Annotated in this window: 22 protein-coding genes and 2 tRNA genes; 10 read left to right on the top strand and 14 right to left on the bottom strand. The window is 67.1% G+C overall.

The features are described from left to right. Positions 1-42: 42 nt before the first annotated feature. From AXE84_RS08935 to AXE84_RS08925, 3 genes are all read right to left on the bottom strand, one after another. Positions 43-906 (bottom strand): carbohydrate ABC transporter permease, encoded by an 864-nt coding sequence (locus AXE84_RS08935; RefSeq protein ID WP_060957622.1) that lies wholly within the window; start codon positions 904-906, stop codon positions 43-45. Beyond that, complete coding sequence (locus AXE84_RS08930) at positions 903-1,940, bottom strand: carbohydrate ABC transporter permease (RefSeq protein ID WP_010613520.1); 1,038 nt, start codon at positions 1,938-1,940, stop codon at positions 903-905. The genes AXE84_RS08935 and AXE84_RS08930 overlap by 4 nt, the downstream gene beginning before the upstream one ends. 90 nt (positions 1,941-2,030) lie before the next feature. Next, the gene (locus AXE84_RS08925) at positions 2,031-3,323 is read right to left on the bottom strand and encodes an ABC transporter substrate-binding protein (protein ID WP_060957621.1); all 1,293 of its coding nucleotides are present in this window, start codon (positions 3,321-3,323) and stop codon (positions 2,031-2,033) included. 373 nt (positions 3,324-3,696) lie between these two features. Between AXE84_RS08925 and AXE84_RS08920 the strand changes: the two genes are divergently transcribed. Both AXE84_RS08920 and AXE84_RS08915 read left to right on the top strand, forming a co-directional pair. Then, positions 3,697-5,526: an AMP-dependent synthetase/ligase gene (locus AXE84_RS08920; protein ID WP_236750224.1), complete on the top strand. Its 1,830-nt coding sequence runs from the start codon at positions 3,697-3,699 to the stop codon at positions 5,524-5,526. A gap of 47 nt (positions 5,527-5,573) precedes the next feature. Then, positions 5,574-7,475 (top strand): AMP-dependent synthetase/ligase, encoded by a 1,902-nt coding sequence (locus AXE84_RS08915; RefSeq protein WP_060957620.1) that lies wholly within the window; start codon positions 5,574-5,576, stop codon positions 7,473-7,475. 130 nt (positions 7,476-7,605) lie between these two features. Here AXE84_RS08915 and AXE84_RS08910 read toward each other — a convergent pair whose 3' ends face one another. The 4 genes from AXE84_RS08910 to AXE84_RS08895 all read right to left on the bottom strand — a co-directional run bounded on the left by AXE84_RS08910 (position 7,606) and on the right by AXE84_RS08895 (position 10,804). Further along, positions 7,606-7,938, bottom strand: coding sequence for a chorismate mutase (locus AXE84_RS08910; RefSeq protein ID WP_060957619.1), 333 nt, complete (start codon positions 7,936-7,938; stop codon positions 7,606-7,608). Then, positions 7,935-9,236 (bottom strand): ATP-dependent Clp protease ATP-binding subunit ClpX, encoded by a 1,302-nt coding sequence (clpX, locus tag AXE84_RS08905; RefSeq protein WP_060957618.1) that lies wholly within the window; start codon positions 9,234-9,236, stop codon positions 7,935-7,937. The genes AXE84_RS08910 and clpX overlap by 4 nt, the downstream gene beginning before the upstream one ends. Positions 9,237-9,489: 253 nt before the next feature. After that, entirely contained in the window at positions 9,490-10,164 is a 675-nt protein-coding gene (locus AXE84_RS08900; RefSeq protein WP_010613514.1) for an ATP-dependent Clp protease proteolytic subunit, read from the bottom strand. A 1-nt stretch (position 10,165) separates the two neighbouring features. Next, positions 10,166-10,804 carry an ATP-dependent Clp protease proteolytic subunit gene (locus AXE84_RS08895; protein WP_003786603.1) on the bottom strand — a complete coding sequence of 213 codons (639 nt, stop codon included), beginning with the start codon at positions 10,802-10,804 and terminating at the stop codon, positions 10,166-10,168. A gap of 312 nt (positions 10,805-11,116) precedes the next feature. Here AXE84_RS08895 and AXE84_RS08890 point away from each other — a divergent pair, with 312 nt between their 5' ends. Further along, positions 11,117-11,485 (top strand): cupin domain-containing protein, encoded by a 369-nt coding sequence (locus AXE84_RS08890; RefSeq protein ID WP_010613513.1) that lies wholly within the window; start codon positions 11,117-11,119, stop codon positions 11,483-11,485. Between the two features lie 574 nt (positions 11,486-12,059). Beyond that, positions 12,060-13,193, top strand: coding sequence for a glycosyltransferase family 2 protein (locus AXE84_RS08885; protein ID WP_003786607.1), 1,134 nt, complete (start codon positions 12,060-12,062; stop codon positions 13,191-13,193). Between the two features lie 174 nt (positions 13,194-13,367). Here the strand turns inward: AXE84_RS08885 and tig are convergent, their stop codons facing one another. The 4 genes from tig to rpmF all read right to left on the bottom strand — a co-directional run bounded on the left by tig (position 13,368) and on the right by rpmF (position 15,384). After that, positions 13,368-14,711: a trigger factor gene (gene tig / locus AXE84_RS08880; RefSeq protein WP_010613512.1), complete on the bottom strand. Its 1,344-nt coding sequence runs from the start codon at positions 14,709-14,711 to the stop codon at positions 13,368-13,370. 281 nt (positions 14,712-14,992) lie between these two features. After that, a tRNA-Pro gene (locus AXE84_RS08875) sits at positions 14,993-15,066 on the bottom strand. Between the two features lie 48 nt (positions 15,067-15,114). Further along, positions 15,115-15,185: transfer RNA gene (locus AXE84_RS08870), tRNA-Gly, on the bottom strand. A gap of 34 nt (positions 15,186-15,219) precedes the next feature. Further along, on the bottom strand, positions 15,220-15,384 hold the full coding sequence (gene rpmF, locus AXE84_RS08865) for a 50S ribosomal protein L32 (RefSeq protein ID WP_010613511.1): 165 nt from the start codon (positions 15,382-15,384) through the stop codon (positions 15,220-15,222). 156 nt (positions 15,385-15,540) lie between these two features. On the opposite strand from rpmF, the gene AXE84_RS08860 reads away from it, so the two are divergent. From AXE84_RS08860 to epsC, 3 genes are all read left to right on the top strand, one after another. Continuing rightward, complete coding sequence (locus tag AXE84_RS08860) at positions 15,541-16,329, top strand: IMPACT family protein (protein WP_060957617.1); 789 nt, start codon at positions 15,541-15,543, stop codon at positions 16,327-16,329. Between the two features lie 554 nt (positions 16,330-16,883). After that, positions 16,884-17,813 (top strand): cysteine synthase A, encoded by a 930-nt coding sequence (gene cysK, locus AXE84_RS08855; RefSeq protein WP_060957616.1) that lies wholly within the window; start codon positions 16,884-16,886, stop codon positions 17,811-17,813. A 125-nt stretch (positions 17,814-17,938) separates the two neighbouring features. Further along, positions 17,939-18,514 (top strand): serine O-acetyltransferase EpsC, encoded by a 576-nt coding sequence (gene epsC, locus AXE84_RS08850; protein WP_060957615.1) that lies wholly within the window; start codon positions 17,939-17,941, stop codon positions 18,512-18,514. A gap of 116 nt (positions 18,515-18,630) precedes the next feature. Here epsC and AXE84_RS08845 read toward each other — a convergent pair whose 3' ends face one another. The 3 genes from AXE84_RS08845 to AXE84_RS08835 are packed head-to-tail and all read right to left on the bottom strand — an operon-like array spanning position 18,631 to position 21,473. Next, positions 18,631-19,929, bottom strand: coding sequence for an alpha/beta fold hydrolase (locus AXE84_RS08845; RefSeq protein WP_060957614.1), 1,299 nt, complete (start codon positions 19,927-19,929; stop codon positions 18,631-18,633). A gap of 39 nt (positions 19,930-19,968) precedes the next feature. Then, positions 19,969-20,970, bottom strand: coding sequence for an Fpg/Nei family DNA glycosylase (locus tag AXE84_RS08840; RefSeq protein WP_060957613.1), 1,002 nt, complete (start codon positions 20,968-20,970; stop codon positions 19,969-19,971). Positions 20,971-20,972: 2 nt separating this feature from the next. Next, the gene (locus tag AXE84_RS08835; protein WP_060957612.1) at positions 20,973-21,473 is read right to left on the bottom strand and encodes a ribose-5-phosphate isomerase; all 501 of its coding nucleotides are present in this window, start codon (positions 21,471-21,473) and stop codon (positions 20,973-20,975) included. 96 nt (positions 21,474-21,569) lie between these two features. Between AXE84_RS08835 and AXE84_RS08830 the strand changes: the two genes are divergently transcribed. The 3 genes from AXE84_RS08830 to AXE84_RS08820 all read left to right on the top strand — a co-directional run bounded on the left by AXE84_RS08830 (position 21,570) and on the right by AXE84_RS08820 (position 26,164). After that, positions 21,570-23,753 carry a M13 family metallopeptidase gene (locus tag AXE84_RS08830; protein WP_060957611.1) on the top strand — a complete coding sequence of 728 codons (2,184 nt, stop codon included), beginning with the start codon at positions 21,570-21,572 and terminating at the stop codon, positions 23,751-23,753. Between the two features lie 203 nt (positions 23,754-23,956). Then, a complete protein-coding gene (locus AXE84_RS08825; protein WP_060957610.1) occupies positions 23,957-24,919 on the top strand; it encodes an LPXTG cell wall anchor domain-containing protein in 963 nt (320 codons plus the stop codon). Between the two features lie 153 nt (positions 24,920-25,072). Beyond that, a complete protein-coding gene (locus AXE84_RS08820; RefSeq protein WP_060957609.1) occupies positions 25,073-26,164 on the top strand; it encodes an LCP family protein in 1,092 nt (363 codons plus the stop codon). Positions 26,165-26,167: the final 3 nt, after the last annotated feature.

Below are 26,167 nucleotides of genomic sequence, written 5' to 3'. Positions count from 1 at the left end.
AGGAGGGCTCTCCGGCGAGCCGGGCCCAGGGCTGCGTCTGCCCTACTGCTTGAGTCCTCCTGCGGCCAGTCCTGCCACGATCCGCCGCTGGAAGAGCAGCACCATGATGACCAGCGGTAGCGTCATGATGACTCCGGCCGCCATCTGGGAACCGAAGGGCGTATCGAACTGGGACTCCCCAGTGAACTTCGACAGGAGCACCGTGGCGGGCTGCATGGAGGGGTTGACGATCATCGTGACGGCCACGAGGAACTCATTCCAGGCGCCGATGAAGATGATGATGGCGGTGGTGAAGATTCCTGGAGCGGCCAGCGGGAGGATGACCTTGCGGAAGGCCTGGCCGGGGGTGCACCCGTCGACCATGGCGGACTGCTCGAGCTCCTGGGGCATCTGCCGGAAGAAGCTCGTCAGGTTCCACACCGCCAGCGGCAGTGAGAAGGACAGGTCCGGGACGATCATCGCCTGGTAGGTGTCCGTCCAGCCCCAAGCGGCGAAGTTCTTCAGCAGGGGCACGATGATGGCCACGAGCGGGAACATCGAGGTGGCGATGATGAGGAGCATCAGCACCCCCTTACCCCGGAAGTCGAGGCGCGCCAGGGCGTAGGCGGTGAAGGTCGCCACCGCCAGCGCCACGATCGTCACGATGATCGAGACGACCAGGGAGTTGATGAGGCCGTTGGCGAAGTCGTTCTTCTCAGAGAAGACCGCCTTGTAGTTCTCCAGCGAGGGGTGCCGGGGCCACCAGCTGTTCTCGAAGATCTCCTTGTCGTTGCGCAGCGAGGAGACCAGCATCCAGTAGAAGGGCGCCAAGCAGTAGATGACGATGAGGACGATACCGACGGTGGAGAAGACCTTTCCCCAGTCCCTCTTAGTCTTGTTGAGCGGTGCGGCGGTGGAGGTGCTCATGCCTGCTGGCTCCTTTCAGTAGCCGTCTGGGAGGCCGGGGTGGAGGAGCCGGAGCGCTTGAAGAAGGCGCTGACCGGCAGCTTGCGCTCATTGCGCTTGCGCCGAGCCTCGTCGTTGCCGCTGATGTCGGTGTTGGTGATCTTCAAGAACGCGACCGCGAAGACGAAGACATACAGGAACAGGATGAGGGCATAGGCCGCGGCACTGCCGTAGCGCGAGTTGGAGCTCTCGTCCTGGACCAGCATGGAGAGGGTCTCCACGCTGCCCTTTCTGGGGCCGATGAGGATGTAGGGCAGGTCGAACATACGCAGGGCGTCCAGGGCGCGGAAGACCACGGCCACGACGAGCGCGGGCTTGACCAGTGGCAGGGTGATGGAGGTGAACCGCTTCCAGGCGCTGGCGCCGTCGATCTTGGCGGCCTCGTAGACCTCATCGGGGATGAGCTGGAGCCCGGCCAGGGTGAGCAGCCCGATGTAGGGTGCCGTCTTCCACACGTCGGCGATGATGATGGCCGCCTTGGCACTCAGGTCCCCCGAGGCCCACATGACGTGCCGTCCCAGGATGGCGTTGGCAACGCCGTTCTGGTTGAAGATCCAGCCCCACAGGATGGCGGAGACGGCGGTGGGAATCGCCCAGGGCACGAGGATGGAGGCGCGCACGATGCCGCGCCCCTTCATCGCCTTGTGCATGATGAGCGCCATGGCCACACCCAGAACGGTCTCCAGGACCACGGTGACCACGCCAAAGAGGGTCGTGTTGTAGAAGGCGACCCAGAACCGCTCACCGGCGCTGGAGAAGATGTCGGTGTAGTTCTTCAGGCCCACGAAGGGCTCGATGGTGGAGAAGAAGCCGTTGTCCTCCAGCCGGGGCCGCCCGAAGAGCGACTGGTAGAGGGACTGCGCGATGGGGATGAGGATGACGATCGTCAGTACCAGCACCGTGGGCGAGATGAGTATCCAGGCCAGACGGGCCTGGGCCTTGGAGCTCTTGGACTGGTGATTGACGACTTGTTCGGAGTGCGTCGTTGTACTCATGACTGTCCTTTGACCGTCCTTTTGACTGTCCTTACTGACATGACCGGGTTCACGAGGGGCCGCCGCAAGGCGGTCACCGTATCGGGACTCTTAGCCCTCCAGCTTCTTCAGGCTGCTGCTCAGGCCGGCGATAACGTCCTTGGCCGCCCTGCCCCCCGGCTGCTGGATCGCAGGGTAGATGCTGTCCTGAATCTTGGCGGTGACATCGCCGTAGTAGACGGCCTGGGGACGGCTCTTGGCGTTCTCGAGGCTCTTCTTGAGAATCGGCAGGTAGGGGAATTCCTTGAGGAGCTCGGGGTCGTCGTAGAGGGATCCAAGGATCGGAGCGTTCGCCTGGGCCTTGAGGGAATAGCGCTGGGAGTCCTCGCCGATCCACCACTTGAGGAACTTCAAGGCGGTTGCCTTGTTCTTGGAACCCTTGGTGATGGCGCAGTTGTGCCCACCCAGGGTCGGCACGAATGGCTTGCCATCGATACTCGGCAGGGCGGCGACGTCGAACTTGTCCGGCCCCAGGGACTTCTTGTTGTTGGCGTACTGGTAGGGCCACTGACGGTAGAAGAGGAGGTCGCCCTTCTCGAAGGCGTTACGACCGTCCTCCTCCTTCCACTCCAGGGACTCCTTGGGGATGTAGCCCTGGGAGAAGCCGTCGATGAGCCACTGCAGGCCGGCGACCGACTCGGTGGAGTCAAGGATGACCTGGTTGTCCGGGTCGTAGAAGCCACCGCCGGCGGTGTGGATGAACTCCGAGGCGCAGCAGGTCAGGCCCTCATACTTGGCGAACTGACCGCCGAACCCACCAATGTTCTTGTGCTCGGGAAGGGCCCGGACCTTGTCGATGGCAGCCTTGACCTCGTCCCAGGTCGTCGGGACCTCGACGCCGGCCTGAGCCAGGAAGTCCTTGCGGTAGAACATCACCGGCGCATCGGTGGCATGGGGAACCGCGAAGACCTTGTCCTTGTAGACCCCGGTCTTCCACACGGGTTCGAGGATGTCGTCGTTCTTGAGCTCGTCCTCGGGCAGCTCGACCACCCACCGGTTGGCGGCGAACTCGGAGACCCAGACATTGTCCAGGGAGACGACGTCGTAAGCGTTGGAGTTGATCCTGACGGCATTGATGAACGAGGTGCGCTGCTGGTCGGCCTCGGCGGAGAGCTCAATGAGCTTGACCTCCTCACCGGGATGAGCCTTGTTCCACTCATCGATCCTGGCCTGCACCTTGCCACCCGAGTTGTCCTTGCCCTGGACCCAGGTGATTGGTCCAGTGCCTTCGAAGGTGACGGGACCGTCGTCGTCTCCGCGGGAGGTGGAACAGGCCCCGACGGAGGCCAGCACCGCAGCCAGGGCCGAGCCCTGGATGAACTGACGACGGGGTAGGGGTGTCATGTGTGTTTCCTCCTTGAAACTGCTGCGAAGCCCACCGGCTCCGTTCCGGAAGGACCCACATTGTCGACGCGCGTCGACTAGGGCATGAGAGGCACGTTACACATCTGCAACTACCCGGTCAAGTGATTCTCACTCGCCGTCTCGGAATCCTTGCGAAGAACCTCTGAACCACCGGCTCCCCTACCGTCACCCACGCCCCGTGATCCCCACGAGACCACCGCGTGCCGCCTGTGAAAACCTCCACAGCATCACTCTGCTTCTCTCACCTCAACGGTGCGCCGCCCTCATCGCCGCCTGACACAATGAGGCCGTGAGCTCTCACCACTCCTCACCCCAGGCCACCAGCACCAGGCCGCCACGCTATCCCGGCCACATGGCCGGCGGGGTCTCCGGCACTGACATCCCCTTCCAGCCCGAGGCGCACTGGTCGGTTCCGTGGCTGCTCGCCGACCGCATCGCCCGCAGCGGCGACCGGCCGCTCGTGGCCCGTAAATCACCCCTGTCCGGGGACTGGCAGGAGGTCTCGGCCCGAGCCTTCGGCGAGGAGGTGGCCCACGTGGCCGCGGGTCTCATCGGCATGGGACTCGAGGCGGGCACCACCGTCGGCATCATGGCGCACACCTCCTACGACTGGTTCCTCCTGGACATGGCCATCGCCCGCGCGGGTCTCATCTCCGTGCCCATCTACGAGACGAGCTCGGCCGAGCAGGTCGAGTGGATCGTCACCGACTCCGACGTGCGTGTGGTCATCACCGAGAGCGGCACGCTGGCCGAGCTCGTACGCGGCGCCGTCGCCGGTATCGAGCACACGGTGAGGATCCTCGCCCTGGACTCCGACGCGATCACCACCATCGTCCAGGCGGGCTCAGGCGTCAGCCCCTCCCAGGTCGACCAGCGCTCCAACGCCCTCACGGTCGACGACGTCTACTCCATCATTTACACCTCCGGCACGACGGGCCGCCCCAAGGGCGTCGAGCTCACCCATCGCAACGCCGTCGGCATCCCCTACCACGGGGTGCGCTACCTGCCCGGCGTCCTGTGGGGCACCAACGTGCGCCTGCTGCTGTTCCTGCCGCTGGCCCACGTCTACGCCCGATGCCTCCAGCTGCTGTCGCTGGCCGGCGAGGGTGTGCTGGGCCACACCCCCGACGCCAAGACTCTCCTGCCCGACCTGCAGTCCTTCGCCCCCTCCTACATCCTGGCCGTTCCACGCGTCCTGGAGAAGATCTACAACGCCGCCGACGCCAAGGCCGGCAGCGGCGCCAAGCTCAAGCTGTTCCGCTGGGCGGCCAAGGTCGCCATCGCCCACTCCCGTGCGCTGGACACCCCTCAGGGCCCCTCCCGCGGCCTGCGTCGGGCGCACGCCGTGGCCGACCGGCTCGTGTTCCGCAAGATCCGGGGACTCATGGGCCCCAACGCCCGCTTCATCATCTCCGGCGGAGGGCCGCTGGGACAGCGTCTGGGACACTTCTACCGCGGGCTGGGCCTGGTCATCCTGGAGGGTTACGGCCTGACCGAGACCATTGGCCCGGTCAGCGTCAACACCGACTGGCTCAACAAGATCGGCACCGTCGGCCCACCTGTCTGCGGCAACGAGATCCGCATCGGTGAGGATGACGAGATCCAGGTCCGCGGCATGGGAGTCTTCTCCACCTACCACAACAACCCCTCGGCCACCGCCGACGCCTTCACCGCCGACGGCTGGTTCCGCACCGGAGACATCGGCGCCCTCGATGATGACGGCTACCTGCGCATCACCGGACGCAAGAAGGAGCTCATCGTCACCGCCGGCGGCAAGAACGTCGCCCCCACCCAGCTCGAGGACCGCCTGCGCGGCCACCCGCTCATCAGCCAGGTGCTCGTCATCGGGGACGGGGAGCCCTTCATCTCCGCGCTCATCACGCTGGACAAGGAGATGCTCCCCCAGTGGCTGCGCAACCACGGGCTGCCGACCATGGACGTGGTCGAGGCCTCCTCCCACCCGCAGGTGCTCGCCGCCCTGGACCGGGCCGTGGCGCGCACGAACCGCGCGGTCTCGCGGGCCGAGTCGATCCGTACCTTCCGGGTACTGGCCACCGACTTCACCGAGGCCAACGGCCTGCTCACCCCGTCGCTGAAGGTCAAGCGCGGCCCGGTCATGGAGGCCCACGCCGACGTCATCGCGGAGATCTACAGTTCCACGCGCAAAGGGCCGCAGGAGTAAACGGGAGCAAACCTCACCGGCGGCCTCGTGCGGGCATACTTGCCACCATGACCGAAGCCTCCGTCCGACCGGCCGACTCCAGCCCCTCCGTCTCCTCCGAGGAGCACGCCACCGAGCTCCTGGTCCCGGTTCACGACGGCATGACGACTCCCTGGGCTCTGGCCGAGCGCGTGCGCCGCAGTCCCGACGGCGGACTCATCGCCCGCAAGTCCCCCTTGGGGCGGCGTTGGCGGGAGATGAGCGCCAGTGCCTTCCGCATCCAGGTGCGTGAGGTGGCCGCGGGCCTGGTGGCCCGCGGGCTTCAGCCCGGAGACGCCGTCGGCATCATGTCGCACACGTCGTATGAGTGGACGCTGCTGGACTTCGCCGCCTGGGAGGCCGGCCTCGTCGTGGTCCCCGTCTATGAGACCTCCTCGGCCGAGCAGGCCCAGTGGATCCTCACCGACGCCGGCGTGAAGCTCATCGTCGTGGAGAACGAGGCCATGGCCGCCATGGTCGGCGCACTGACCTCCACCGTGCCCGAGCTGGAGAGCCTGCAGGTGCTGTGCATCGAGCGCGAGGACGTCCTGGGGCTCATCAGGGCCGGTCGAGGCGTGGACGCCGGCGAGCTCGACCGGCGCAGCGCGGCCCTGACCTCTCAGTCCCTGGCCACCATCGTCTACACCTCCGGGACGACCGGGCGTCCCAAGGGTGTCGAGCTCAGCCACGGCAACCTCGTTCACCTATGCGTCAACGTCTGCCCGCATGTGCCGGAGGTCCTGGGCGGGGCCGAGGTCCGTTTCCTGCTGTTCCTGCCCCTGGCCCATGTGCTCGGCCGGTTCGTGGAGATCGCGGTCGTCTGCTCGCGCTCGGGGGTGCTGGGGCACGTGCCCGACGTGCGTAATCTCCTCAACGACCTGGGCTCCTTCCGCCCCACCGCGGTCCTGGCCGTCCCCCGGGTGTTCGAGAAGATCTATAACGCCGCCGATGCCAAGGCGACCGGCGCCAAGCAGAAGGTCTTCCGCCTGGCGGCCAAGACGGCGATCGCCTACTCGCGAGCCCTGGATACCCCTGAGGGCCCGTCGCGCCGCCTCAAGGCGCAGCGCGCCGCCTTCGACAAGCTCGTCTTCTCCACCCTGCGCTCCGTGCTGGGCGGGCAGGTCACCCACGTGGTCTCCGGGGGTGGGCCTCTGGGCGAGCGCCTGGGGCACTTCTACCGCGGCGCCGGGGTCACCGTCCTGGAGGGCTACGGCTTGACCGAAACCATGGGGCCGTGCAGCGTCAACCTGCCCCAGGCCACCCGGATCGGCACCGTGGGCACCCCGCTGCCCGGCTGCGCGCTCCGCCTTGCCGACGACGGGGAGATCCTGGTTCGGGGCATCGGCACCTTCACGGGTTACCACAACAACCCCGAGGCCACAGCTGAGGCCTTCACCACCGAGCGCTGGCTGCGCACCGGGGACATCGGTTCCTTCGAAGGCGCTGAGGGCTTCCTGCGGATCACCGGTCGCAAGAAGGAGCTCATCGTCACCGCCGGGGGCAAGAACGTCGCCCCGGCCCCTCTGGAGGATCGCCTGCGGGGTCACCCGCTGGTCAGTCAGGTGCTCGTCGTCGGGGAGAACCGTCCCTGCATCGGTGCGCTCCTCACCCTGGATGCGGAGATGCTGCCTCTGTGGCTGTCCTCCCACGGGCTGGAGGAGATGACTGTCGTCGACGCCGCCCGGGACCCGCGCGTGCGCGCCGCCCTGGAGAAGGCGGTGGCCCGGACCAACGAGGCGGTCTCACGGGCGGAGTCGATCCGCACCTTCGAGGTGCTGCCCACGGACTTCACCGTGGCCAACGGCTTGCTGACCCCCTCACTCAAGGTACGCCGCGCCGAGGCGGAGAAGCGATTCTCGGCCGAGATCGAGGCGCTCTACACGCGCACACCGCTCATCCCCAGCACCACCGTCTCACCGTCGCAGGACTGACGGCCGCCACGAGAGCACGTTGGGCTCAGCCTGCTGCTCCACGACCGCGCTCTCACTCGCCCCGACCTCGATGGCCCTGTATCGCAGCGAGTCTTCGACGGCTCGCCTGGCAGGAGGCGTCCAGTGGCTCCTACGGCTCTGAGGGCTTGGTGCGCTCGGCCTCGTGGCCGTCGCGGATCTCCTCGTGGTGCTGGATGACCTCGGCGACGATGAAGGTGAAGAACTTCTCGGCGAAGATCGGATCCAGACCGGACTCCTCGGCCAGGGCGCGCAGACGCGCCACCTGCTGCCGCTCGCGCCCGGGATCGGCCGGCGGCAGGTCCAGTCGGGCCTTGAGCAGGCCCACCTGCTGAGTGCAGCGGAATCGTTCGGCAAGGAGATGGACGAGGGCGGCGTCGAGGTTGTCGATGGTGTCCCGGTAGACGGCCAGCTGCGGGGGAATGCCGGCCTGCCCCTCGCTCATGCGGTCCGGCTCCGCTCCCCCACCTTGTTCGTCGAACGCAGCGTCCCCGATCCGGACTGGTAGCTGGGCTTGCCGGTACCCCTGACGGCATCGGCATCGACGACGACGCGCCCGACCTCAGGCAGGGAGGGGACCTCGAACATGGCCTGCCCCAGGACCTCCTCGACGATGGAGGTCAGCCCCCGAGCACCGGTCTTGCGCTCCAGGGCGAGGGAGGCCACCGCCTCGATGGCCGCATCGGTCAGCTCGAGCTCGACGCCGTCAAGGCTGAAGAGGTACTGGTACTGGGAGACCAGAGCGTTCTTGGGCTCGGTCATGACGCGCACGAGCTCACGTACGCCCAGATCCTGAACCGTGGCGATGACGGGAAGACGGCCGATGAACTCGGGGATGAGGCCAAACTTGTGAAGGTCCTCGGGGCGCACCGGTGAGGTGAAGACGTCCTGTGAGGCCGTGCTGCCGGTCAGCTGCGCTCCGAAGCCCACCATCTGGGCTCCGGACTCCTTACGTTGACGCTGACGCACGATCTCCTCAATACCGGCAAAGGCTCCTGCGGCAATGAAGAGAATATTGGTGGTATCGATCTCCAGGAACTCCTGGTGCGGGTGCTTGCGCCCGCCGCCGGGCGGCACGGAGGCCGTTGTCCCCTCGATAATCTTGAGCAGTGCCTGCTGGACGCCCTCACCTGAGACGTCGCGGGTGATCGAGGGGTTCTCCGCCTTGCGACCGATCTTGTCGATCTCATCGATGTAGATGATGCCCTTCTCAGCACGCTTGACGTCACCGTCAGCGGCCTGGATGAGCTTGAGGAGGATGTTCTCCACATCCTCGCCGACATACCCCGCCTCGGTCAGAGCCGTGGCATCAACAATGGCGAAGGGGACGTCCAGGAGGCGGGCGAGGGTTCGGGCCAGGTGAGTCTTACCGGTTCCGGTGGGCCCCAGCAGGAGGATGTTGGACTTGCCCAGCTCCAGGCCATCCCCCTCGGCCACGGAGCGCTCCTTGACCTGGACACGCTTGTAGTGGTTGTAGACCGCCACGCTCATGGCGCGCTTGGCGGCCTCCTGACCGATGACGTACTGATTGAGGAAGTCGAAGATCTCTTGGGGCTTAGGAAGCTCGAGAGGCACACCGGCGCCTGAATCACTCAGCTCCTCGTCAACGATCTCGTTGCACAGCTCGATGCACTCGTCGCAGATGTAAACACCGGGCCCGGCGATGAGCTTCTTGACCTGCTTCTGGCTCTTGCCGCAGAAGGAGCACTTGAGCAGATCCACACTCTCGGCGTTACGTGCCACAGTTTTCCTCCAGGTTAGTCATCGGCCCCCGCGCCCGGGCGGTCCTGCGTCAGCCTACGGGCTCATGCGGCAGGTTCGCCGAGGACGTGGCGGCGTGTCCAGTCCGCAATATGCCACGTTGAGCATCACGCTGCCAGCGTTTGCGAGTTTTATTTCCACCGGCTGCACGTGCAGCGCTCCCCCAGTTGTGTGAGGGAGCACTGCACGCAGCGTCAGCACAGCCTCAACGGCCGGCCTGCGTCCCGGCAGCCCCTCAGGAGGAGTGCGGAGAGGCGGGGGCCTTACGAGAAGTGAGCACCTGGTCCACGATCCCGTACTCCTTGGCATCTGCAGCCGTGAGAATCTTGTCGCGCTCGAGGTCGGCATGGATCTTCTCGCGGTCCCGGCCGGTGTGCGCGGCCAGGGTGTCCTCCAGCCAGGAGCGCATGCGGTCGATCTCGTTGGCGACGATCTCGATGTCGCTGGCCTGCCCCTGCACTCCCTCCATAGCGGGCTGGTGGATGAGAACGCGCGCGTTGGGCAGGGCCAGCCGCTTGCCCTCACTTCCGGCGGCCAGGAGCACGGCAGCGGCGGAGGCCGCCTGCCCCAGGCAGACGGTCTGCACCTGCGGCTTGATGTACTGCATGGTGTCGTAGATGGCCGTCAGCGCCGTGAAGGAGCCGCCGGGACTGTTGATGTACATGGTGATGAGACCATCGGGGTCCTGGGACTCCAGGACCAGGAGCTGAGCCATGATGTCATCGGCGGAGGCATCGTCGACCTGGACGCCCATGAAGACGATGCGGTCCTCGAAGAGCTTGGCGTAGGGGTCCTGACGCTTGAAGCCGTAGGCGGTGCGCTCCTCGAACTGGGGCAGCACGTAGCGGGCCTGCGGCATGGCACCTGCCTGACGGGCGATGGCCTCGAAGTAGGGACGGGTCGAGGACATGTCAGTTGTCTCCGTTCTGCTTGCCGATCTCCCGACTGGAGCGCACGATGTGGTCGACGAAGCCGTACTCCAGGGCCTCCTGGGCCGAGAACCAGTGGTCGCGATCGGAGTCGGCGATGATCTCCTCCACCGTGTGCCCGGTGTTGGCCGCGGTGATCTCCGCGAGCTCTTGCTTCATCTTGATGATGAGGTCGGCATTGATGCGGATGTCGGTGGCTGAACCCCCTGCACCTCCGGAGGGCTGGTGCATGAGCACGCGGGCGTGAGGAGTGAGGTAGCGCTTGCCCTTGGCGCCGGCCGACAACAGGTGCTGCCCCATGGACGCAGCCAGCCCCGTGGCCACGGTGGCGACGTCGGGCTGGACGTACTGCATGGTGTCATAGATGGCCATACCGGCAGTCACCGAGCCGCCGGGGCTGTTGATGTAGAGGTAGATGTCCCGCTCGGGATCCTCGGCGGCCAGCAGCAGCATCTGAGCGCAGATGGCGTTGGCGTTGTCGTCACGCACCTCAGAGCCGAGCCAGATGATGCGCTCCTTGAGGAGGCGGTTGTAGATGGAGTCGGTCAACCCCAGACCCGCGCCTGCGGCGTCGGCTGCCTGAGGAGGGGCGACCGCAGCGGGTGTGTAGAGCTCGCTCACGTCAGTCCTCTCATGGTCGGTGTCGCCAACGCTAACGCGACGCCCCCGGCCACCATGCCCGCCGTCGCACCCTTTTCGCCCACGGCGCAGGTGCAACGCCCCGGGGCGCCTCACGCCAAGCCCCCTCGCAATCACGACACCTTCCCCGACGGTCCGCGAGCCGGCGGATCGTCTCCTCGGGCCTGACCGCCAGTACTGTCTGCACTGACGGCATCATTCGGCGCCCGACGCGCCGCCTCTCGGCACAGTCGGCCCGTCACTCATCACTCCGCAACCTTCGCCCCGCCGTCACCCAACACCGTAGGAGCGCACATGTCCCCCTCATCCAGCACCCCCTCCACCGAGTCCCTGTTCCGACTCGGCCTCAACGCCGCCCTGCCCATCTCCGAGGAGGCGACCACCTCACGGGTCGTCGTCAACAACGACATCCTGCGCACCGTCGTCTTCACCTTCGACGCCGGTCAGGTCCTCACCGAGCACTCCTCCCCCAGGGCGGTGATCGTCACGCTCCTGGAGGGCGAGATGGACTTCTCCATCGGCGAGCGCACCGAGCGGATGGGCGCCGGGGACGTCATCTATCTGGCACCCGGTGACCGTCACGCACTGACGGCCGTGACGCCGTGCCGTATGCAGCTGGTGATGGTCGACGTCGACAAGGCCGCAGCAGCGAACGAGAAGTAGCCCGGGAGTGGGCAACCGCCTACCGATCGGGAGCCGTCCGACTGACGGCCACCACCGCGCGGGATGGGGGCGAAGCGCCGAGTCTTCGCCCCCATCCCGTTTCCTTGTGAGTTCCACTAAGTCGAGCACCTCATCCGGCCGCAGTACAGACGCCGGACGATCAGGCACCACCCGACGTATCGCGCCCGGTGTCGCGGATCACTCGCTCCCACAGGCGCGAGACGACGGTAAGCCAACTCACTCTTCCTTGTAGGAAACCTAAACCTTCCATCGGATAGGTTGTAGGCGCCCGAGATCTTGACGTGACCCGCTTCCCACACCGTGGCATCGGTGAGGGCGGCGTGGCACCATCGAATTTATCCGACCGATAGCATTGGAGTGTCCGCCTGCCTGACGACACCAAAGCCCTTCGACTCAGGCTTCACTCCAACGTCAGTCAGCCACATTCTTTCACGATTCAATAATCCCGTCCCTGCTCGAACAACACGTCTTTTCCGCTTGCCGCACCACCCAGTAAGGGGCTACTCGTGTTCAGCACGTTCGCACAATTCCATGCATCAGAGAGGACCACTGCATGATCGTCATTACCCTGCTGGTGGGAATCCTGTTCTGGATCGGAATTGACATCTGGGCCGGCATTACCTCAAAGTGGTACAAAGCCGTGGAGCTGAATCCGAACATCACCTCGGACGACTTCAGCGTTCTGGTACCGATCTACGGCAACGTCAAGTACTTGCAGAACGCGGATTATCTGCGCCCTTATGGAGATCGAGTAGTCCTGTGCACCACATCTGGTGAGTCCGAGGAGTTCTACCGCGACCTGGAGGACATCGCCATTCGCTACGGGTTCAGAATCTTCCGCAGCAACTACGTCCCACGGAAGGTAGGGCGCAAGCGGAGCACCTCGGGAATCACCCGGGACACGGTTGTCCGCGACGCACTGCTGGCCGCCCCCCTCAACTCCTACATCGTCTGCCTTGACGCCGATACTACGGCGCAGGAGCCGCTGACCCACATCATCGGCGCCCTGGTGGCCAATAAGGCCGACTTCGCCTCGGTCACCATCGTGCCTCAGAAGAAGGGGCCCTTCATCGTCCAGATGCAGCGCCACGAGTACGTGGTCTCGATGCGCGCACGCAGAATCATGCCGTGGCTGCTCAGCGGTGCCCTTCACATCGGCAAGACCGACGTCATGCGCCAGATCATGGCCCGCCACTCACTGTTCTTCCAGGGCAATGACATCGAGTCCGGGATTATCGGAGACGCACTGGGATACAAGGCCGTCCACATTCTTGCCCACGTCAACACCAACGCGCCCGACACCCTGTACTCCTGGTGGCGCCAGCGGATCGCCTGGAGCGGCGGTTCCTTCAGGCTCTTCATCATCAACTTCAGATTCGTCTTCCAGCACCCCTTCCTGTGGCTGTACAGCGGTATCGTGGTCATCAGCATGTTTGTGCTCAGATGGATAGCCGTTGTCAATCCCGGATGGACACTCCTGCTGGCACTGTTCATCTACTACGCCGCCATCGTGTGGCTTCACTGGGACCACGGCAACAAGTGGCTGATCTTCCAGCCCTTCTACTGCCTCTTCGTCAGTCTCATCGTGGTTCCCATCGGGGTCGCCTACTATTTCAAGATGGCAATTCCTGAACGCAATTTCGGAGTCATTCGCCCCAAGCGCAAGGACCTCGTCACAGCGGGCTGATCCTCATCCGGGACGCATCCCGGTCAACGCGGGAGAGATCATCCCGACAACACTCCCCCGCACGGCAACGGGCCCACCTTCCAGAAGAAGGTGGGCCCGTCTGTTCAGCTTGGGAGGCGTCCCGCATGAGCGGGGAACGCGCCTCAGCTCATACGCGCCTTGAACGCCGTGGGCTCACTCGGCGTCCTCGCCCTCAGCGGCAACGGCTGCGGCCTGAGCTGCCGCGGCGGCGTCGTCCTCGTCGGAGCCGATGAAGGCGGACAGGTCCACGGTCTCGCCCTTGGAGTCAACCACCGCCGCCTGGCGCAGCGCCATGGCCAGGGACTTGTTGCGGGCGACCTCGGAGACGAAGGCGGGAATCTGCCCGGCCTGCTGAGCCCCCTGGAGGAACTGGGCGGGCTCCATGCCGTACTGCTGAGCGGTCTGGAAGAGGAACTCCAGCAGCTCGTCCTGCGCCACACCGACCTTGAGGTCCTCAGCCAGGACATCGAGGATGATCTGGTCGCGCACACCGTTGACGATGTCCTCGCGGATCTCCTTGGCGTGCTCCTCGTCGCCGTCCTTGCCCTCGGCCCGCAGGTGCTGGGCGACCTCGGCCTCGACAACGGCCTCGGGGACATCGAAGGCGACCTCGCTGCGCAGGTGCTCGAGGAGGGCGTCACGGGCGGCGACCGCCTGCTCGCCGGTCTTGCGCTCAGTGACCTGCTTGACGAGGTCCTCGCGCAGCTCCTCGACGGTGTCGAACTCGGAGGCGAGCTGGGCGAACTCGTCATCGACCTTGGGCAGCTCACGCTGCTTGACGGCAGTGGCGGTCACCGTGACCTCGGCCTGCTCACCGGCGTGCTCCCCGCCGGCCAGCTCGGTGGTGAAGGTGGCGGACTCGTCGGTCTTCAGACCACGCAGGGCGGTGTCCAGGCCCTTGAGCATGTTGCCCTTGCCGATCTCGTAGGAGACGCCCGAGATGGAGTCGACCTCCTCGCCGTCGATGACGGCCTTGAGGTCGATGGTGACGAAGTCGCCGGTCTTGGCCTTGCGGCCCACGGACTTCAGGGAGCCGAAGCGAGCACGCAGGTTGTCCAGCTCGGTGTCGACGTCCTCATCAGTGACCTCGACGGCGTCCACGGTCAGCTTGGCCTTGCTCAGGTCCGGCAGCTCGATGACGGGGCGAACAGTAACCTCGGCGGTGAAGGCCAGCTGGCCACCGTTCTCGCCGGTGGCGTTGGGCAGCTCAACGACGTCGACCTCGGGCTGAAGCATGGGGACCCGCTCAGCCTCGGTGATGGCGTCCCGGTAGAAGTCGGAGAGCTTGTTGTTGACGGCCTCCTGGATGACGGTCCCGCGGCCGACGCGCTGGTCGATGACCCGGTTGGGGACGTGACCGCGACGGAAGCCAGGGACCTGGATCTGGGAGCCGATTTCCTTGTAGGCGGCATCCAGGCTGGGCTTGAGCTCCTCATAGGGGACCTCAACGGTCAGCTTGATGCGACTGGGGTCAAGATTCTCGACAGTGGTCTTCACGGGGGTTGCTCCCAAGGTCTGAGTTCTGCGGTAACACCGACGCGCTCGGAGGCGCTCGGCGGACGCGCGTCTGTGGCGTCAATCCGTGCCATCTTAGGGCAAACGGACAGTGGGATCGACGCTGCGTCCGCACCTGACGCATGAGTCTGGACACAGGAGGTGACACCGGGCACGGTCGTCGCGACCGCGGGCCGCATCGGCATATTCACGGGCCATGCATCCGTCTCGACGCGCACCAGAATGCGGTCTGCGCACAGGCCGTCCGCCCACGAGACGAGAAGTCGGGCTGGCGGGATTTGAACCCGCGGCCCCCTGCTCCCAAAGCAGGTGCGCTACCAAACTGCGCCACAGCCCGTGACGTGACGAAAGGGACCGCCGAGGAGCGGCCCCTTTCGGCTCACAGAGCGGGTGACGGGAATCGAACCCGCGCAATCTGCTTGGAAGGCAGAGGCTCTACCATTGAGCTACACCCGCATGGATGAAGGGTTTCACCCCTCCACCAGCAGCCTCACTGCTCGATGAGGCCCTCCTTGTAGGCCCGCGCCAGACGGCGAGGGACGGAGATCTCGCGGCCCTGGACGCGGACGGTGGTGAGCTCGGTGAGCTTGGCCTTCCACTGTGAGCGGCGGTTGCGGGTGTTGCTGCGGGACATCTTCCGCTTCGGCACTGCCATGGGCCCGCTCCTCTCTCGTGAACCTTGGGGATCGGATGACCCCTCGAAACTGGACCGAGGGACACCATAACGACATCGCCGGGACCGCTTCCAGTCCAGGAGCACCTCAAGGCGTGTGACATCGGTCCCGCGCCCGCCCCGTGCGAGGATCCTGCCATGGCCCCGCACGCCCCTCGCACACCATCGCACCAGCAGTCTCAGGAGCAGCCATCCCCCGGGCTGATCACCCTGGCCCGCGGCGAGCAGCCGGAGGTCGACCTGGAGATCAAGAAGTCCCACTTCCTGGCACGCGCCTGCCGCACGGACTCCATGGACGAGGCCCGGAGCTTCATTGCGGACGTGCGCTCCACCTACCCCGATGCGCGCCACAACTGCTCGGCGCTGACGCTCACCGATCTCTCCGACGGACACGCCCTGGCCGCTCTTGCCCCACCCACCGAGCGCTCCAACGACGACGGCGAGCCCTCCGGCACGGCCGGCCAGCCCATGCTCGACATCCTGAGGGGAACGGGACTGGCCAACACGACCGTCGTCGTCACCCGTTACTTCGGCGGAACGCTCCTGGGAACCGGCGGACTGGTGCGCGCCTACTCCGAGGCGACCGCTCAGGCACTGCAGGCGGCTGCACGGGTCACCCTGACCCGGCTTCATCTGTGGGACCTGCGGGTTCCGGTGGCCCAGGCCGGCAGGATCGAGGCGGAGCTGCGCTCCCGCAATCCCGCCGCGGCGTCGGGACCGACGGCGGAGGGCGGGACGGCCTCCACGGCCCCGACCATTCACGTCGAGGAGACGATCTGGGGACCGACCCACGCGGTCCTCGTGCTGGCCACATCCTGCGCCGATCCCGAGCTCCTGCACGCCCCGCTGGCGGCCCTGACCCGCGGCGAGGGGGCAGCAGAACCGGCCGGCAGCCGACTGGTCGAGGTCCCCGTGCCACCGGTCTGAAGCCCGATCCCGGCATGGCGACCCTCCGGCGCGCCGCTCACCCGACACGCACAGGCATGAGCACCCTTGCGACCACGATGCGAACAGATGCCGGACGGATGTGGCGATCGCCGACGGACACAGGGTAGGGTTCAACCAACAGCCGGGGCACCGTGCCCCAGATGAGCAGTTCACGCCCGAGCAGGCGCATTCCAGACGCCGTGAGGAACTAAGGAGGACTCGTGATGGTGAAGTCCGTCATGTGCACCATGCCCTCCTCCTTCATGTCCTCCATGCCCATCGCGCCCGCGTGCTGCTGCTGCCGGTGTCGGTAGGGCGCCAGGCCACGACATCTGTGCGCGTACCGCTGCGCGCATGCCCGGCGCTCCCGGAGCAGGCGGTCACCCCTGCTGTTTGAGCCACTCCGTACGACGTGGCCATCCCTGACGGACGCGGACCGTCCCCACTTCTTGTTCTCTCACGAGCTCTTGCGGGCCCGACGTCGCCTCATCATGCGGCTCCGCCGGTCACCGTCACTACGGGGCTCACCCAACCCACATCCAAAGGACATCACTATGACGTACGCACCCGACGCAACCGCCCTGGTCGGCAACACTCCCCTGGTCCGCATCAACCGCGTCACCGACGGCGCCCCCGCCACCGTCCTGGCCAAGGTGGAGGCCTTCGAGCCGGCCGCCTCGGTCAAGGACCGCATCGCTCTGTCCATCGTGCGCGCCGCGGAGGCCTCCGGTGACCTCAAGCCCGGCGGCACCATCGTGGAAGCGACCTCCGGGAACACCGGCGTCGGCCTGGCCATGGTGGGAGCGGCCCTGGGGTACAAGGTCATCATCACCATGCCCGAGACCATGTCCAAGGAGCGCCGGGCCATCATGCGCGCCTTCGGTGCGGAGCTGGTGCTGACCACCGAGGGCGGCGTGGCCGGAGCGGTCAAGCGGGCTGAGGAGATCCAGGCCGCCACCCCCAACTCAATCCTCGCCTCCCAGTTCACCAACCCCGCCAACCCCAAGATCCACCGAGAGACCACGGCCCGGGAGATCCTGGAGCAGACCGGGGGCGACATCGACGTCTTCGTGGCCGGTATCGGCACCGGAGGCACGCTGACCGGCGTGGGCCAGGTACTGCGCCAGGAGAAGCCCGGGGTGAAGATCTACGGTGTTGAGCCCTCCGAGTCCCCGCTGCTGAGCGAGGGCCAGGCCGCTCCCCACAAGATCCAGGGCCTGGGCCCCAACGTGGTTCCCGAGATCCTCGACCAGGGCATCTGGGACGAGCTGCTCCACATCGAGTCCGACGTCGCCATCACCTACGCTCGCCGTGCCGCTGCGGAGGAGGGCCTCCTGGTGGGGATTTCCTCGGGCGCAGCTCTGGCCGCCGCCACCGAGCTGGCCAGGCGCCCCGAGTTCGAGGGCAAGACCATCGTCACCGTCCTGCCTGACACCGGTGAGCGTTACCTGTCCACGCCCTTGTTCAAGGACTTCCTCGACTGACTCCCCCGACGGCGGCGAACCTGGGAACAGGTGAGCCGCCGTCGGTGTTGTCATCGGCGCAGCGGGCGAGGTGAAGGCTCACCAGCCGACCTGAGCCGCACCGTCACCCATCACAGGAGCACACTATGCACAACTCCCAGCGGTCCCTTCTGGACCTGGCCCGTGAGGACCTGGCGACGGCCCGCAAGCGCGACCCAGCCGCCCGCTCCAGCGTGGAGGTGGCCCTCCTCTACCCGGGTGTCCACGCCCTGTGGGCGCACCGGGCGGCTCACAAGCTGTGGCACAAGGGCTATCGCTTCGCGGCGCGTGCCCTGTCTCAGGCGGCCCGCAACTTCACCGGTATCGAGATCCACCCGGCCGCGACGATCGGTGAGCGCTTCTTCATCGACCACGGCATGGGCGTGGTCATCGGTGAGACCGCGGAGGTCGGCAACGACGTGCTGCTGTTCCACGGAGTGACTCTGGGCGGGGTGTCGATGAGTCCGGGCAAGCGCCACCCCACCATCGGTAACAACGTGCAGATCGGCGCCGGCGCCAAGGTCCTGGGGCCGGTCACCGTCGAGGACGGGGCCAAGGTGGGGGCCAACGCGGTCCTGGTGAAGAACCTCCCGCAGGGTCATGTTGCCGTGGGCGTGCCCAGCCGGGCCCGCGACCCCCGCACCGACCCCGAGCTCATGATGGACCCGACCATCTACATCTGAGCCGCCTCACAGCATCCCAGCGGGCACCCGGGGGCCGCCTCACGCCCGTCCCTCGTGTGCTCCTCAAGCACCCGGCTGTGCCCTGGCGCGCCCGGTGGCGCACCGGGGCACAGCTGTCAGCGGGCGATCGCCCCAGCGGCCAGGTCTCGCAGGCGCTTGAAGACCCGACCGCCGGAGGCGCGTGAGCCGTCATGCTCGTACTCGCTGGTGATCCAGGTGCGCAGGCCGGGGATGAGCGCGGCCGTCTCCAGGGAGGTGGTCATCGGCACGAACACGTCGCGGGCGTAGACAGCGGCCGCCCCGGGGGTCGTCGTGGCCTTGAGACGAGCCGGGTCGTAGAGCGCCGGCCACTCGTGCGCGGCCAGGAGGTCGGCCACCTCCAGCCAGGGGCGCAGACCGGCGTCCTCGACGAAGGCCTCACGGCGTACGTGCTCGCCTGTCAGCAGGGTGGGATCGTCGTCGAAGACCGCGGGGCGCACCCGCTGCGCGGCCCAGTCGGTGGTGCCGGCGTCGGCCCAGCAGGACTCGTGGATGACGGCGTAGAGCGGGAACCTGCCGCCGAAGGGCAGGCACTGCCCCAGGTCGTAGCGGAAGGCCCAGGCGTCGGGGTCGCGCTCCAGGAGGTAGTGGATCGTGTCCGCTCCCCCGGCCCCGCCCAGCAGGGCGCCGAGCGAGCGCAGGCGCTCGGGTCCTACGAGATCCCCTCCCGCCGTCCTCAGCTCGCCCCGACCGGCTTTCTCCGCCAGGGACGCCATGCGGTCGCGGTCCTGGGGGAAGCGGGTGTAGTACTCCTCGCTCTTGAGGCGCATCGCCTCGTAGCTGAGGGCGTAGACCTCGTCGATGCTGTGCCCGACGGCGGGCAGGCCACCGGTGATGTAGACCTTCTCCAGGCTCTGGGCGTGCTCGGAGAGGTACCGGGTGACGCAGAACCCTCCGAAGGACTGGCCCAGCAGGCTCCAGCGCTCCAGGCCCAGAGCGCGGCGCAGGTCCTCGCAGTCCTCGACGATCTCATCGGCGCGCAGGTGAGTGAGCAGCCGGGCGGTGTCCGCGGGGGTGCCGGCGGCATCGGTCCGGTCCACTGGGCTGGAGGCTCCGGTGCCGCGCTGGTCGACGAGGATGAGTCGGTGGTGCTCGAGGATCTCACCGATCCAGCCGAGCCCGGAGTCAGCACTGGGGCGGGGTGCCTCGCAGCCCGGTCCGCCCTGGAGGAAGACCAGGGGAGGTCTGGACACCGGGTCGATGCCCACGGCTGAGATCTCACGGGCGTAGACGGTGATGGACTCCGTCCCGTCGGGGGCTGAGTCCCCCTGCCCGCTGCGGTCCAGGGGAACGGTCAGGTGGTGGTCGCGGGTCAGCAGGCCGGTGGTCGAGGAGGACCAGCTCGAGGAGTGCAGGGCGGGCGAGGCGTTCGACATGCCGCCACCTTAGTGGGGTCCGGAGGTCGTCAGCCGGTTTCAGTGGGCCTGGCAGGTCGGGCACCAGAAGAGCCGGCGGGACGCCACCTCCCGCTCCGCCACCGGGGTCCCGCAGCGCAGGCAGGGGCGGCCGGTGCGGTGGTAGACGTACCACCGGCCGGCCTCAGGGTCGTCAGGTGGAAGGGGGGCGGGGACGTCGTCGAGGTCGACGGTGGTGATGAAGCCGGTGGCCACCCCGTACTCCATGAGGGGGCGCAGGTCCTCCCAGATGGCCCGCAACCGCTCCTCGCTGGTGCGGTTGCCCGCGCGGAAGGGCGAGACCCCGACGCGGAAGAGCGTCTCGGCACGGTAGATGTTGCCGGCTCCGGAGATGACGGCCTGGTCCATGAGCAGCTCTCCGATGCTCTTACGCCGTGAGCGCGCCTTGGCCACGAAGGCCTCCACGTCGCCGTCGGCGCGCAGCGGGTCCGGGCCGAGGCGGCGGCGCACGGCGGCCACGCCCTCGGCGTCCAGCAGCTCGCAGGCCGCCGGTCCGGTCAGGTCGGCCACCCCGTGCTCGCCGAGTAGCCGCAGCCGCACCGCACCGCGCGGCTCAGGCGGCTCCCACTCCTCGGGGGCGGGCCCATGCGTGGCTGCATCCTGCCCCTCGGCTTCGAGGCTTCCGCCGTTCAGCCCGGTCAGGGCTGATCCTCCCCCACCCTTGAGGGCGTGCTCACCGCGCTCCCCGACGCGGCGACGCGGCGCCCCGATGGCGTGGGGCGCCGTGAACTCACGGTCGCCGTCGAAGGTCCATGCCCCGTAGAGGCCCAGGTGGATCCGCAGCCAGGTGACGGAGGCGTCGTCGAGAGACATGTCGGCGCGGGGGCCGAAAGGCAGGAAGAGGTGCTTGCCGTGAGCCTGGCTGCCCAGGAGGACCTGACCATCCAGGCGGCTCGCCCCGTCGGCGAAGCGCCCCTGCGGTGAGCGCACGCGCAGGCTCTGACCACCGTAGAGCTCGTCAAGGGCGGCGGCGAGCCGGTGGATGGTGTGCCCCTCCGGCATGCTCAGGCCCCGGTGGGGGCGCCGGCGGGATCAGCCGCTGGAGCGGCGGCGTCATGAACGCGGCTCTCGTAGTCGGCGAGCTGCGCGATGCGACGCACGTGGCGCTCGTCCCCGCTGAAGGGCTCGGCGAGGAAAGCATCGATGATGGCCAGGCCCGCCCCCAGGTCATGCATGCGACCACCCAGTGCGACGACGTTGGCGTTGTTGTGCTGGCGGGCAAGTCGGGCGGTCTCGATCGACCAGGCCAGGGCGGCTCGCACCCCGTCGACCTTGTTGGCGGCGATCTGCTCCCCGTTGCCACTACCCCCGAGAACAATGCCCAGGCTCCCGGCGTCGGCCACGACGGCCTCCCCGCAGGCCAGACAGAAGGCAGGGTAGTCATCATTCGGATCGTAGGCGTGGGCTCCGTGGTCGATGACGTCGTGCCCCTGCTCCCTCAGGTGCTCGATCACGGCGCTCTTGAGCTCGTAACCGGCGTGGTCGGAGGCGATATGGATGCGCATGGGCAGAATTGTGCCTCACGCGAACAGCGCTTCGCACCATGAGAACGGGCGCCGTCGGGACACCTGAGAGCAGCGGAGCGGGTTAGCGTGTCCGCTATGACTGACGCCTGCGCGACCTCATCGACTCCCACCGGCCCCGCATCGGACTCACCGGCCCACCACTCTCAGCCGACGGCTTCCCCCAGCCCCACCGCTGAGGCGGTCCTCGCCGGCGTGCTGGAGACGGCGCACACCGACACCTCCGTACGTCCCCAGGACGACCTGTTCCGCTTCGTCAACGGCCAGTGGCTCGCCACCGCTGAGATCCCGGCGGACCGCCCCAGCAGCGGCGCCTTCACCACCTTGCGCGACGAGGCGGAGGCCGCCTGCCGGCAGATCGTTGAGGAGCTCGCCGAGCAGTTCTCCTCCGTGGCACCCGAGGGGGCCTCGGAGGTCCTGGCCACGAACCGGGGCCGGGTCGGCGCCCTCTACGAGGCATTCATGGACGAGGCCCACCTGGAGGAGCTCGGGGCCGAGCCGCTGGCTGAGGAGCTGGCGCCGGTGCTGGACGCCTCCTCCAAGGAGGAGCTGGCCCGTGCGCTGGGAGAGATGACTCCGATCGGCTTCATGGGCGTGGTCGGCGCGGATGTCGAGGTGGATATCAATGACCCGGAGCGCTACACGAGCTGGGTGGGGCAGTCGGGCCTGGGACTGCCGGACGAGTCCTACTACCGCGAGGAGGCTCAGGCCCCGCTGCGCCAGGCCTACGTGGCGCACGTGGCCAGGATGCTGTCTCTTGCGGGGCTGACGGACTCCTTCGGTGCCTCGGGTGAGGAGCTCGCCGAGCGAGTCATGGCCGTGGAGACCGCCCTGGCCAAGGGGCACTGGGACCGCGTCACCTGCCGTGACGTGGAGAAGATGAACAATCCGATGTCCTGGCGGCAGATCGTGGACTCGGCCCCCGACCTGCCCTGGGACGAGTGGCGCGAGGGGATTCGCGCTGCCGCCCGGAGCGCCGGCATCGAGCAGACCGCGTTCCTCGAGGAGGCCATCGTCACTCAGCCCGACTACCTCCCCCACGCGGCCGGCGTCTGGCAGGAGACCTCCCTGGTGGATCTCAAGGTCTGGGCCGCCTGGCATGCCGTTCATGGACGCGCCACCCTGCTGTCGGGGGCCTTCGTGGAGGAGAACTTCGACTTCTACGGCCGCACGCTCCAGGGGACCGACGAGCTGCGGCCCCGTTGGAAGCGCGGCGTCGGCCTGGTGGAGTCCTGCCTGGGTGAGGCACTGGGTGAGATCTACGTGGAGCGGCACTTCCCGCCGTCGCACAAGTCGGCGATGGAGGCCCTGGTGGGCCGGCTCATCGAGGCCTACCACCAGTCCATCTCCTCGCTGGAGTGGATGAGTCCGGCCACGCGGGAGCGGGCCCTGGAGAAGCTGGCGCTGTTCACCCCCAAGATCGGCTACCCGGTGCGCTGGCGCGACTACTCCGACGTCGAGGTGCTCCCCGGCGACGTCCTGGCCTCGGTGCGCAGCGTGGAGCGGGCCGACATGGCCTACTCGCTGAACAAGCTGACCAAGCCGGTGGACCGCGACGAGTGGCACATGACCCCTCAGACGGTCAACGCCTACTACAACCCGACCATGAACGAGATCGTCTTCCCCGCCGCGATCCTTCAGCCTCCCTTCTTCGATCCGCAGGCCGACGACGCCGTGAACTATGCGGGCATCGGTGCTGTCATCGGTCACGAGATCGGCCACGGCTTCGATGACCAGGGCTCCACCTTCGACGGCACCGGAAAGGTCAGTGACTGGTGGACCCAGGAGGACCGGGAGGCCTTCACCGAGCGCACGAGGGCACTCATCAGCCAGTACGACGCCTACACGCCCGAGGTCGTCGTCGCCAAGCACCAGGACGCGGGTACGGAGCAGGCGGAGATCCCGCACGTCAACGGCGCTTTGACCATCGGGGAGAACATTGGTGACCTGGGCGGCCTGGGCATCGCTCTCAAGGCCTACTCCCTGGCCCTGGCCGACGTCGGTATCCCCTCAGTGGATGAGGCTCCTGTCATCGACGGGCTCACCGGCCTGCAGCGCTTCTTCTACTCCTGGGCGCGGATCTGGCGTTCCAAGAGCCGTCCGGACTATGCCGAGCTCCTTCTGACCGTCGACCCGCACTCGCCGGCGGAGTTCCGGTGTAACGGGATCGTGCGCAATGTGGATGCCTTCTACAAGGCCTTCGCGGTGGATTCCGACGACGCTTTGTGGTTGCCACCAAACGAACGGGTCTCTATTTGGTAAATGGCCCGGTCACTTGGATTCAAGCACCAGGGGCCGAAACTCGTTGCCACACTTGGAAGAATCCACAACTACTCGCGACTGAGGTCGATACCTCATTCGCGAGAAACCATGGAACCTCGTCCTGAGGCACGCTAAGGTGAGGGCAACGCGGTGACACCCCGACTCACCGGTTGCCACCTATCCCCCTATATCTAGGAGCACTCATGCGTCTTGGACGCCCCCTGGCCGCCGCGAGCGTGATGGCCGCCGCCATCGGCGCCTCCCTCGCCGCCTCCCCCGCCCTGGCCGGCGACTCCCTCGCCTTCAAGATCGCCGATGACCAGCAGGTCATCGTCAACCCCTCGGACACCGCCTTCCCGGTATCGGGCTCCGGCTGCACCGGCAAGGACGCGGCTGTCGGCGTCGCCCTCCACACTTCGAAGGGCGAGATGTCCACTATCGTGAAGGCCACCCCCGACGCCGAGGGCAACTGGTCCACCACCCTGAACATCCCCGAGCTGGTCAAGTCCACTGGCGCTGAGGCCAAGACGGACGGCTCGGACGACGGCTGGTCCATCGTGGCCGGTTGCGTCTCCTACGGCGAGGAGAAGGGCCAGGACCAGCAGGGCATCGCCTTCGACGACACCGACGTGGACGGCACCTACAAGATCACCACCGACGAGAACGGCGCTCAGAAGATCACGGTGGACGTCAAGGGCTTCTCCCCCAAGGAGAAGGTCACCCTCACCCTGGTCAGCAAGACCGACTCCTCCAAGACCTACCCCGTCGGCACGCTGGAGGCTGACGCCAACGGCAACGTCACGGGCGAGCTTCCGGCCCCCTCGAACGTGCCTGACGGCGAGTACACGCTGACCATCGAGGGCGACCGTTACGGCGAGGGCGGCAGCAGCACCAAGACCGTCGTCGCCAAGGGCGGCTCCCTCGACCTCGTGGAGGACGGCAGCAACGGCATCACCGACAACGGTGGCGCCACCGCCAACCCGACCGCTCCCGCCTCCAACAGCAACGTGAACGTCCCGGCCAGCACCGACGCCACCCCGGCGGCCTCCACCTCCGGCAAGCCCCTGGCCCAGACCGGTGCCAACGGCCTGCTCTTCGGCGGCATTGCCGCGGCCCTCGTGGCCATCGGTGGCGGCGCCCTCGTCGTGCGTCGTCGTAAGGCCTGATCGCCTCCTTCCAGTCTGACTGGAAACATCTTCCCGCCGGGGAGACAGCACTGCACGTGCTGTCTCCCCGGCGGTCTCGTTCCCATCGCCGCCACACGGCGCGCGCGTTCGCACCTGACGGCACAGCAGCGTCCCGAAGCGGACACTGAGACCATGGACTCCACCTCCCACGACGAGCACAGCGCAGCCCCCTCGGAGGCCTCGGACGCCACCGATACCTGCTCCCCCCTGCCGCAGCGACGCCGCCAGGGCCGAGGCGGCACAGGCATCACGCGCTGCTCGAGGCGCCGCAGGATCGTCGTCGGCCTGAGCACCGCGGTCATGACGACCGCCCTGGCCCTGGGCGCGGATGTGGCGGTCCTGGCTCATCGCCCTGCACGCGTCGACATCGCCATGCCCACCACGTCCTCCCCGACGGCGGGCGAGACCTGGCTGATCCTGGGAACCGACTCTCGCGCCACCGTGCCGGGAGACCAGAACCGTTACGGAACCACTCAGGAGGTGGAGGGTTCCCGCGCCGATGTCATCGCCCTGGTACGCCCCTCCCAGGAGGGAGTCACCATCATCAACCTGCCCCGGGACCTGACCATCAACAGCAAGGGCATGGAGCTGGACCGGCTGGCCACCACCTACGTTCCAGGACCACAGAACACGGTCAACGCCCTGTGCACCGGGCTCGGAATCCCCACCACGCATCTGGTGACCATCGACATGGCTCAGTTCGCCACCATCATCGACTCCCTGGGTGGCATTGAGGTGGACGTGCCCGAGCCGGTTCGAGACGCCTACACCGGACTGAACCTCTCCTCCGCCGGCCGCCACCGACTCAGCGGGATCGACGCCCTAGCCCTTGTCCGCTCACGGCACCCGGAGATCCTGCGCGACGGCAGATGGGTGACCATGAGCCAGGCCGATGGCGCCCAACGCCGTAGCCAGTCCACGGCCACCGTGATGCAGGCCGTGCTGTCCGCCATCGGGCAGAAGGCCAGCAACCCCGTCTCACTCCATCAGCTGGCACACACCGTGGCCGGGAACATCACCCTGGACTCAGGTACTGGGCTCAGCGACCTGGCCGCACTGGGACGCAGCGCCTCGAAGGCCAGGCGGGCCGGGGCCACGACGATCATTGATCTTCCGACGGGACCACGGGACGAGTCGATCATCGTCTCCCCCAACCAGGAGTCGCGTGACCTGTTGGCCCGCTATGGGTACAGTCCCAAAACCTGTCGGCCAGCGGGCGCCTAGTCA

The organism is Actinomyces oris, from assembly GCF_001553935.1.
Taxonomy (GTDB): domain Bacteria; phylum Actinomycetota; class Actinomycetes; order Actinomycetales; family Actinomycetaceae; genus Actinomyces; species Actinomyces oris_A.
This window is presented reverse-complemented; position numbering and strand designations above follow the sequence as displayed.

What these genes read in the sequence shown, in the direction of transcription:
- AXE84_RS08935 (WP_060957622.1), bottom strand. Translation starts at nt 906, where the DNA reads ATGAGCACCTCCACCGCCGCACCGCTCAACAAGACTAAGAGGGACTGG.
- AXE84_RS08930 (WP_010613520.1), bottom strand. Translation starts at nt 1,940, where the DNA reads ATGAGTACAACGACGCACTCCGAACAAGTCGTCAATCACCAGTCCAAG.
- AXE84_RS08925 (WP_060957621.1), bottom strand. Translation starts at nt 3,323, where the DNA reads ATGACACCCCTACCCCGTCGTCAGTTCATCCAGGGCTCGGCCCTGGCT.
- AXE84_RS08920 (WP_236750224.1), top strand. Translation starts at nt 3,697, where the DNA reads ATGGCCGGCGGGGTCTCCGGCACTGACATCCCCTTCCAGCCCGAGGCG.
- AXE84_RS08915 (WP_060957620.1), top strand. Translation starts at nt 5,574, where the DNA reads ATGACCGAAGCCTCCGTCCGACCGGCCGACTCCAGCCCCTCCGTCTCC.
- AXE84_RS08910 (WP_060957619.1), bottom strand. Translation starts at nt 7,938, where the DNA reads ATGAGCGAGGGGCAGGCCGGCATTCCCCCGCAGCTGGCCGTCTACCGG.
- AXE84_RS08900 (WP_010613514.1), bottom strand. Translation starts at nt 10,164, where the DNA reads ATGTCCTCGACCCGTCCCTACTTCGAGGCCATCGCCCGTCAGGCAGGT.
- AXE84_RS08890 (WP_010613513.1), top strand. Translation starts at nt 11,117, where the DNA reads ATGTCCCCCTCATCCAGCACCCCCTCCACCGAGTCCCTGTTCCGACTC.
- AXE84_RS08885 (WP_003786607.1), top strand. Translation starts at nt 12,060, where the DNA reads ATGATCGTCATTACCCTGCTGGTGGGAATCCTGTTCTGGATCGGAATT.
- rpmF (WP_010613511.1), bottom strand. Translation starts at nt 15,384, where the DNA reads ATGGCAGTGCCGAAGCGGAAGATGTCCCGCAGCAACACCCGCAACCGC.
- AXE84_RS08860 (WP_060957617.1), top strand. Translation starts at nt 15,541, where the DNA reads ATGGCCCCGCACGCCCCTCGCACACCATCGCACCAGCAGTCTCAGGAG.
- cysK (WP_060957616.1), top strand. Translation starts at nt 16,884, where the DNA reads ATGACGTACGCACCCGACGCAACCGCCCTGGTCGGCAACACTCCCCTG.
- epsC (WP_060957615.1), top strand. Translation starts at nt 17,939, where the DNA reads ATGCACAACTCCCAGCGGTCCCTTCTGGACCTGGCCCGTGAGGACCTG.
- AXE84_RS08845 (WP_060957614.1), bottom strand. Translation starts at nt 19,929, where the DNA reads ATGTCGAACGCCTCGCCCGCCCTGCACTCCTCGAGCTGGTCCTCCTCG.
- AXE84_RS08840 (WP_060957613.1), bottom strand. Translation starts at nt 20,970, where the DNA reads ATGCCGGAGGGGCACACCATCCACCGGCTCGCCGCCGCCCTTGACGAG.
- AXE84_RS08835 (WP_060957612.1), bottom strand. Translation starts at nt 21,473, where the DNA reads ATGCGCATCCATATCGCCTCCGACCACGCCGGTTACGAGCTCAAGAGC.
- AXE84_RS08830 (WP_060957611.1), top strand. Translation starts at nt 21,570, where the DNA reads ATGACTGACGCCTGCGCGACCTCATCGACTCCCACCGGCCCCGCATCG.
- AXE84_RS08825 (WP_060957610.1), top strand. Translation starts at nt 23,957, where the DNA reads ATGCGTCTTGGACGCCCCCTGGCCGCCGCGAGCGTGATGGCCGCCGCC.
- AXE84_RS08820 (WP_060957609.1), top strand. Translation starts at nt 25,073, where the DNA reads ATGGACTCCACCTCCCACGACGAGCACAGCGCAGCCCCCTCGGAGGCC.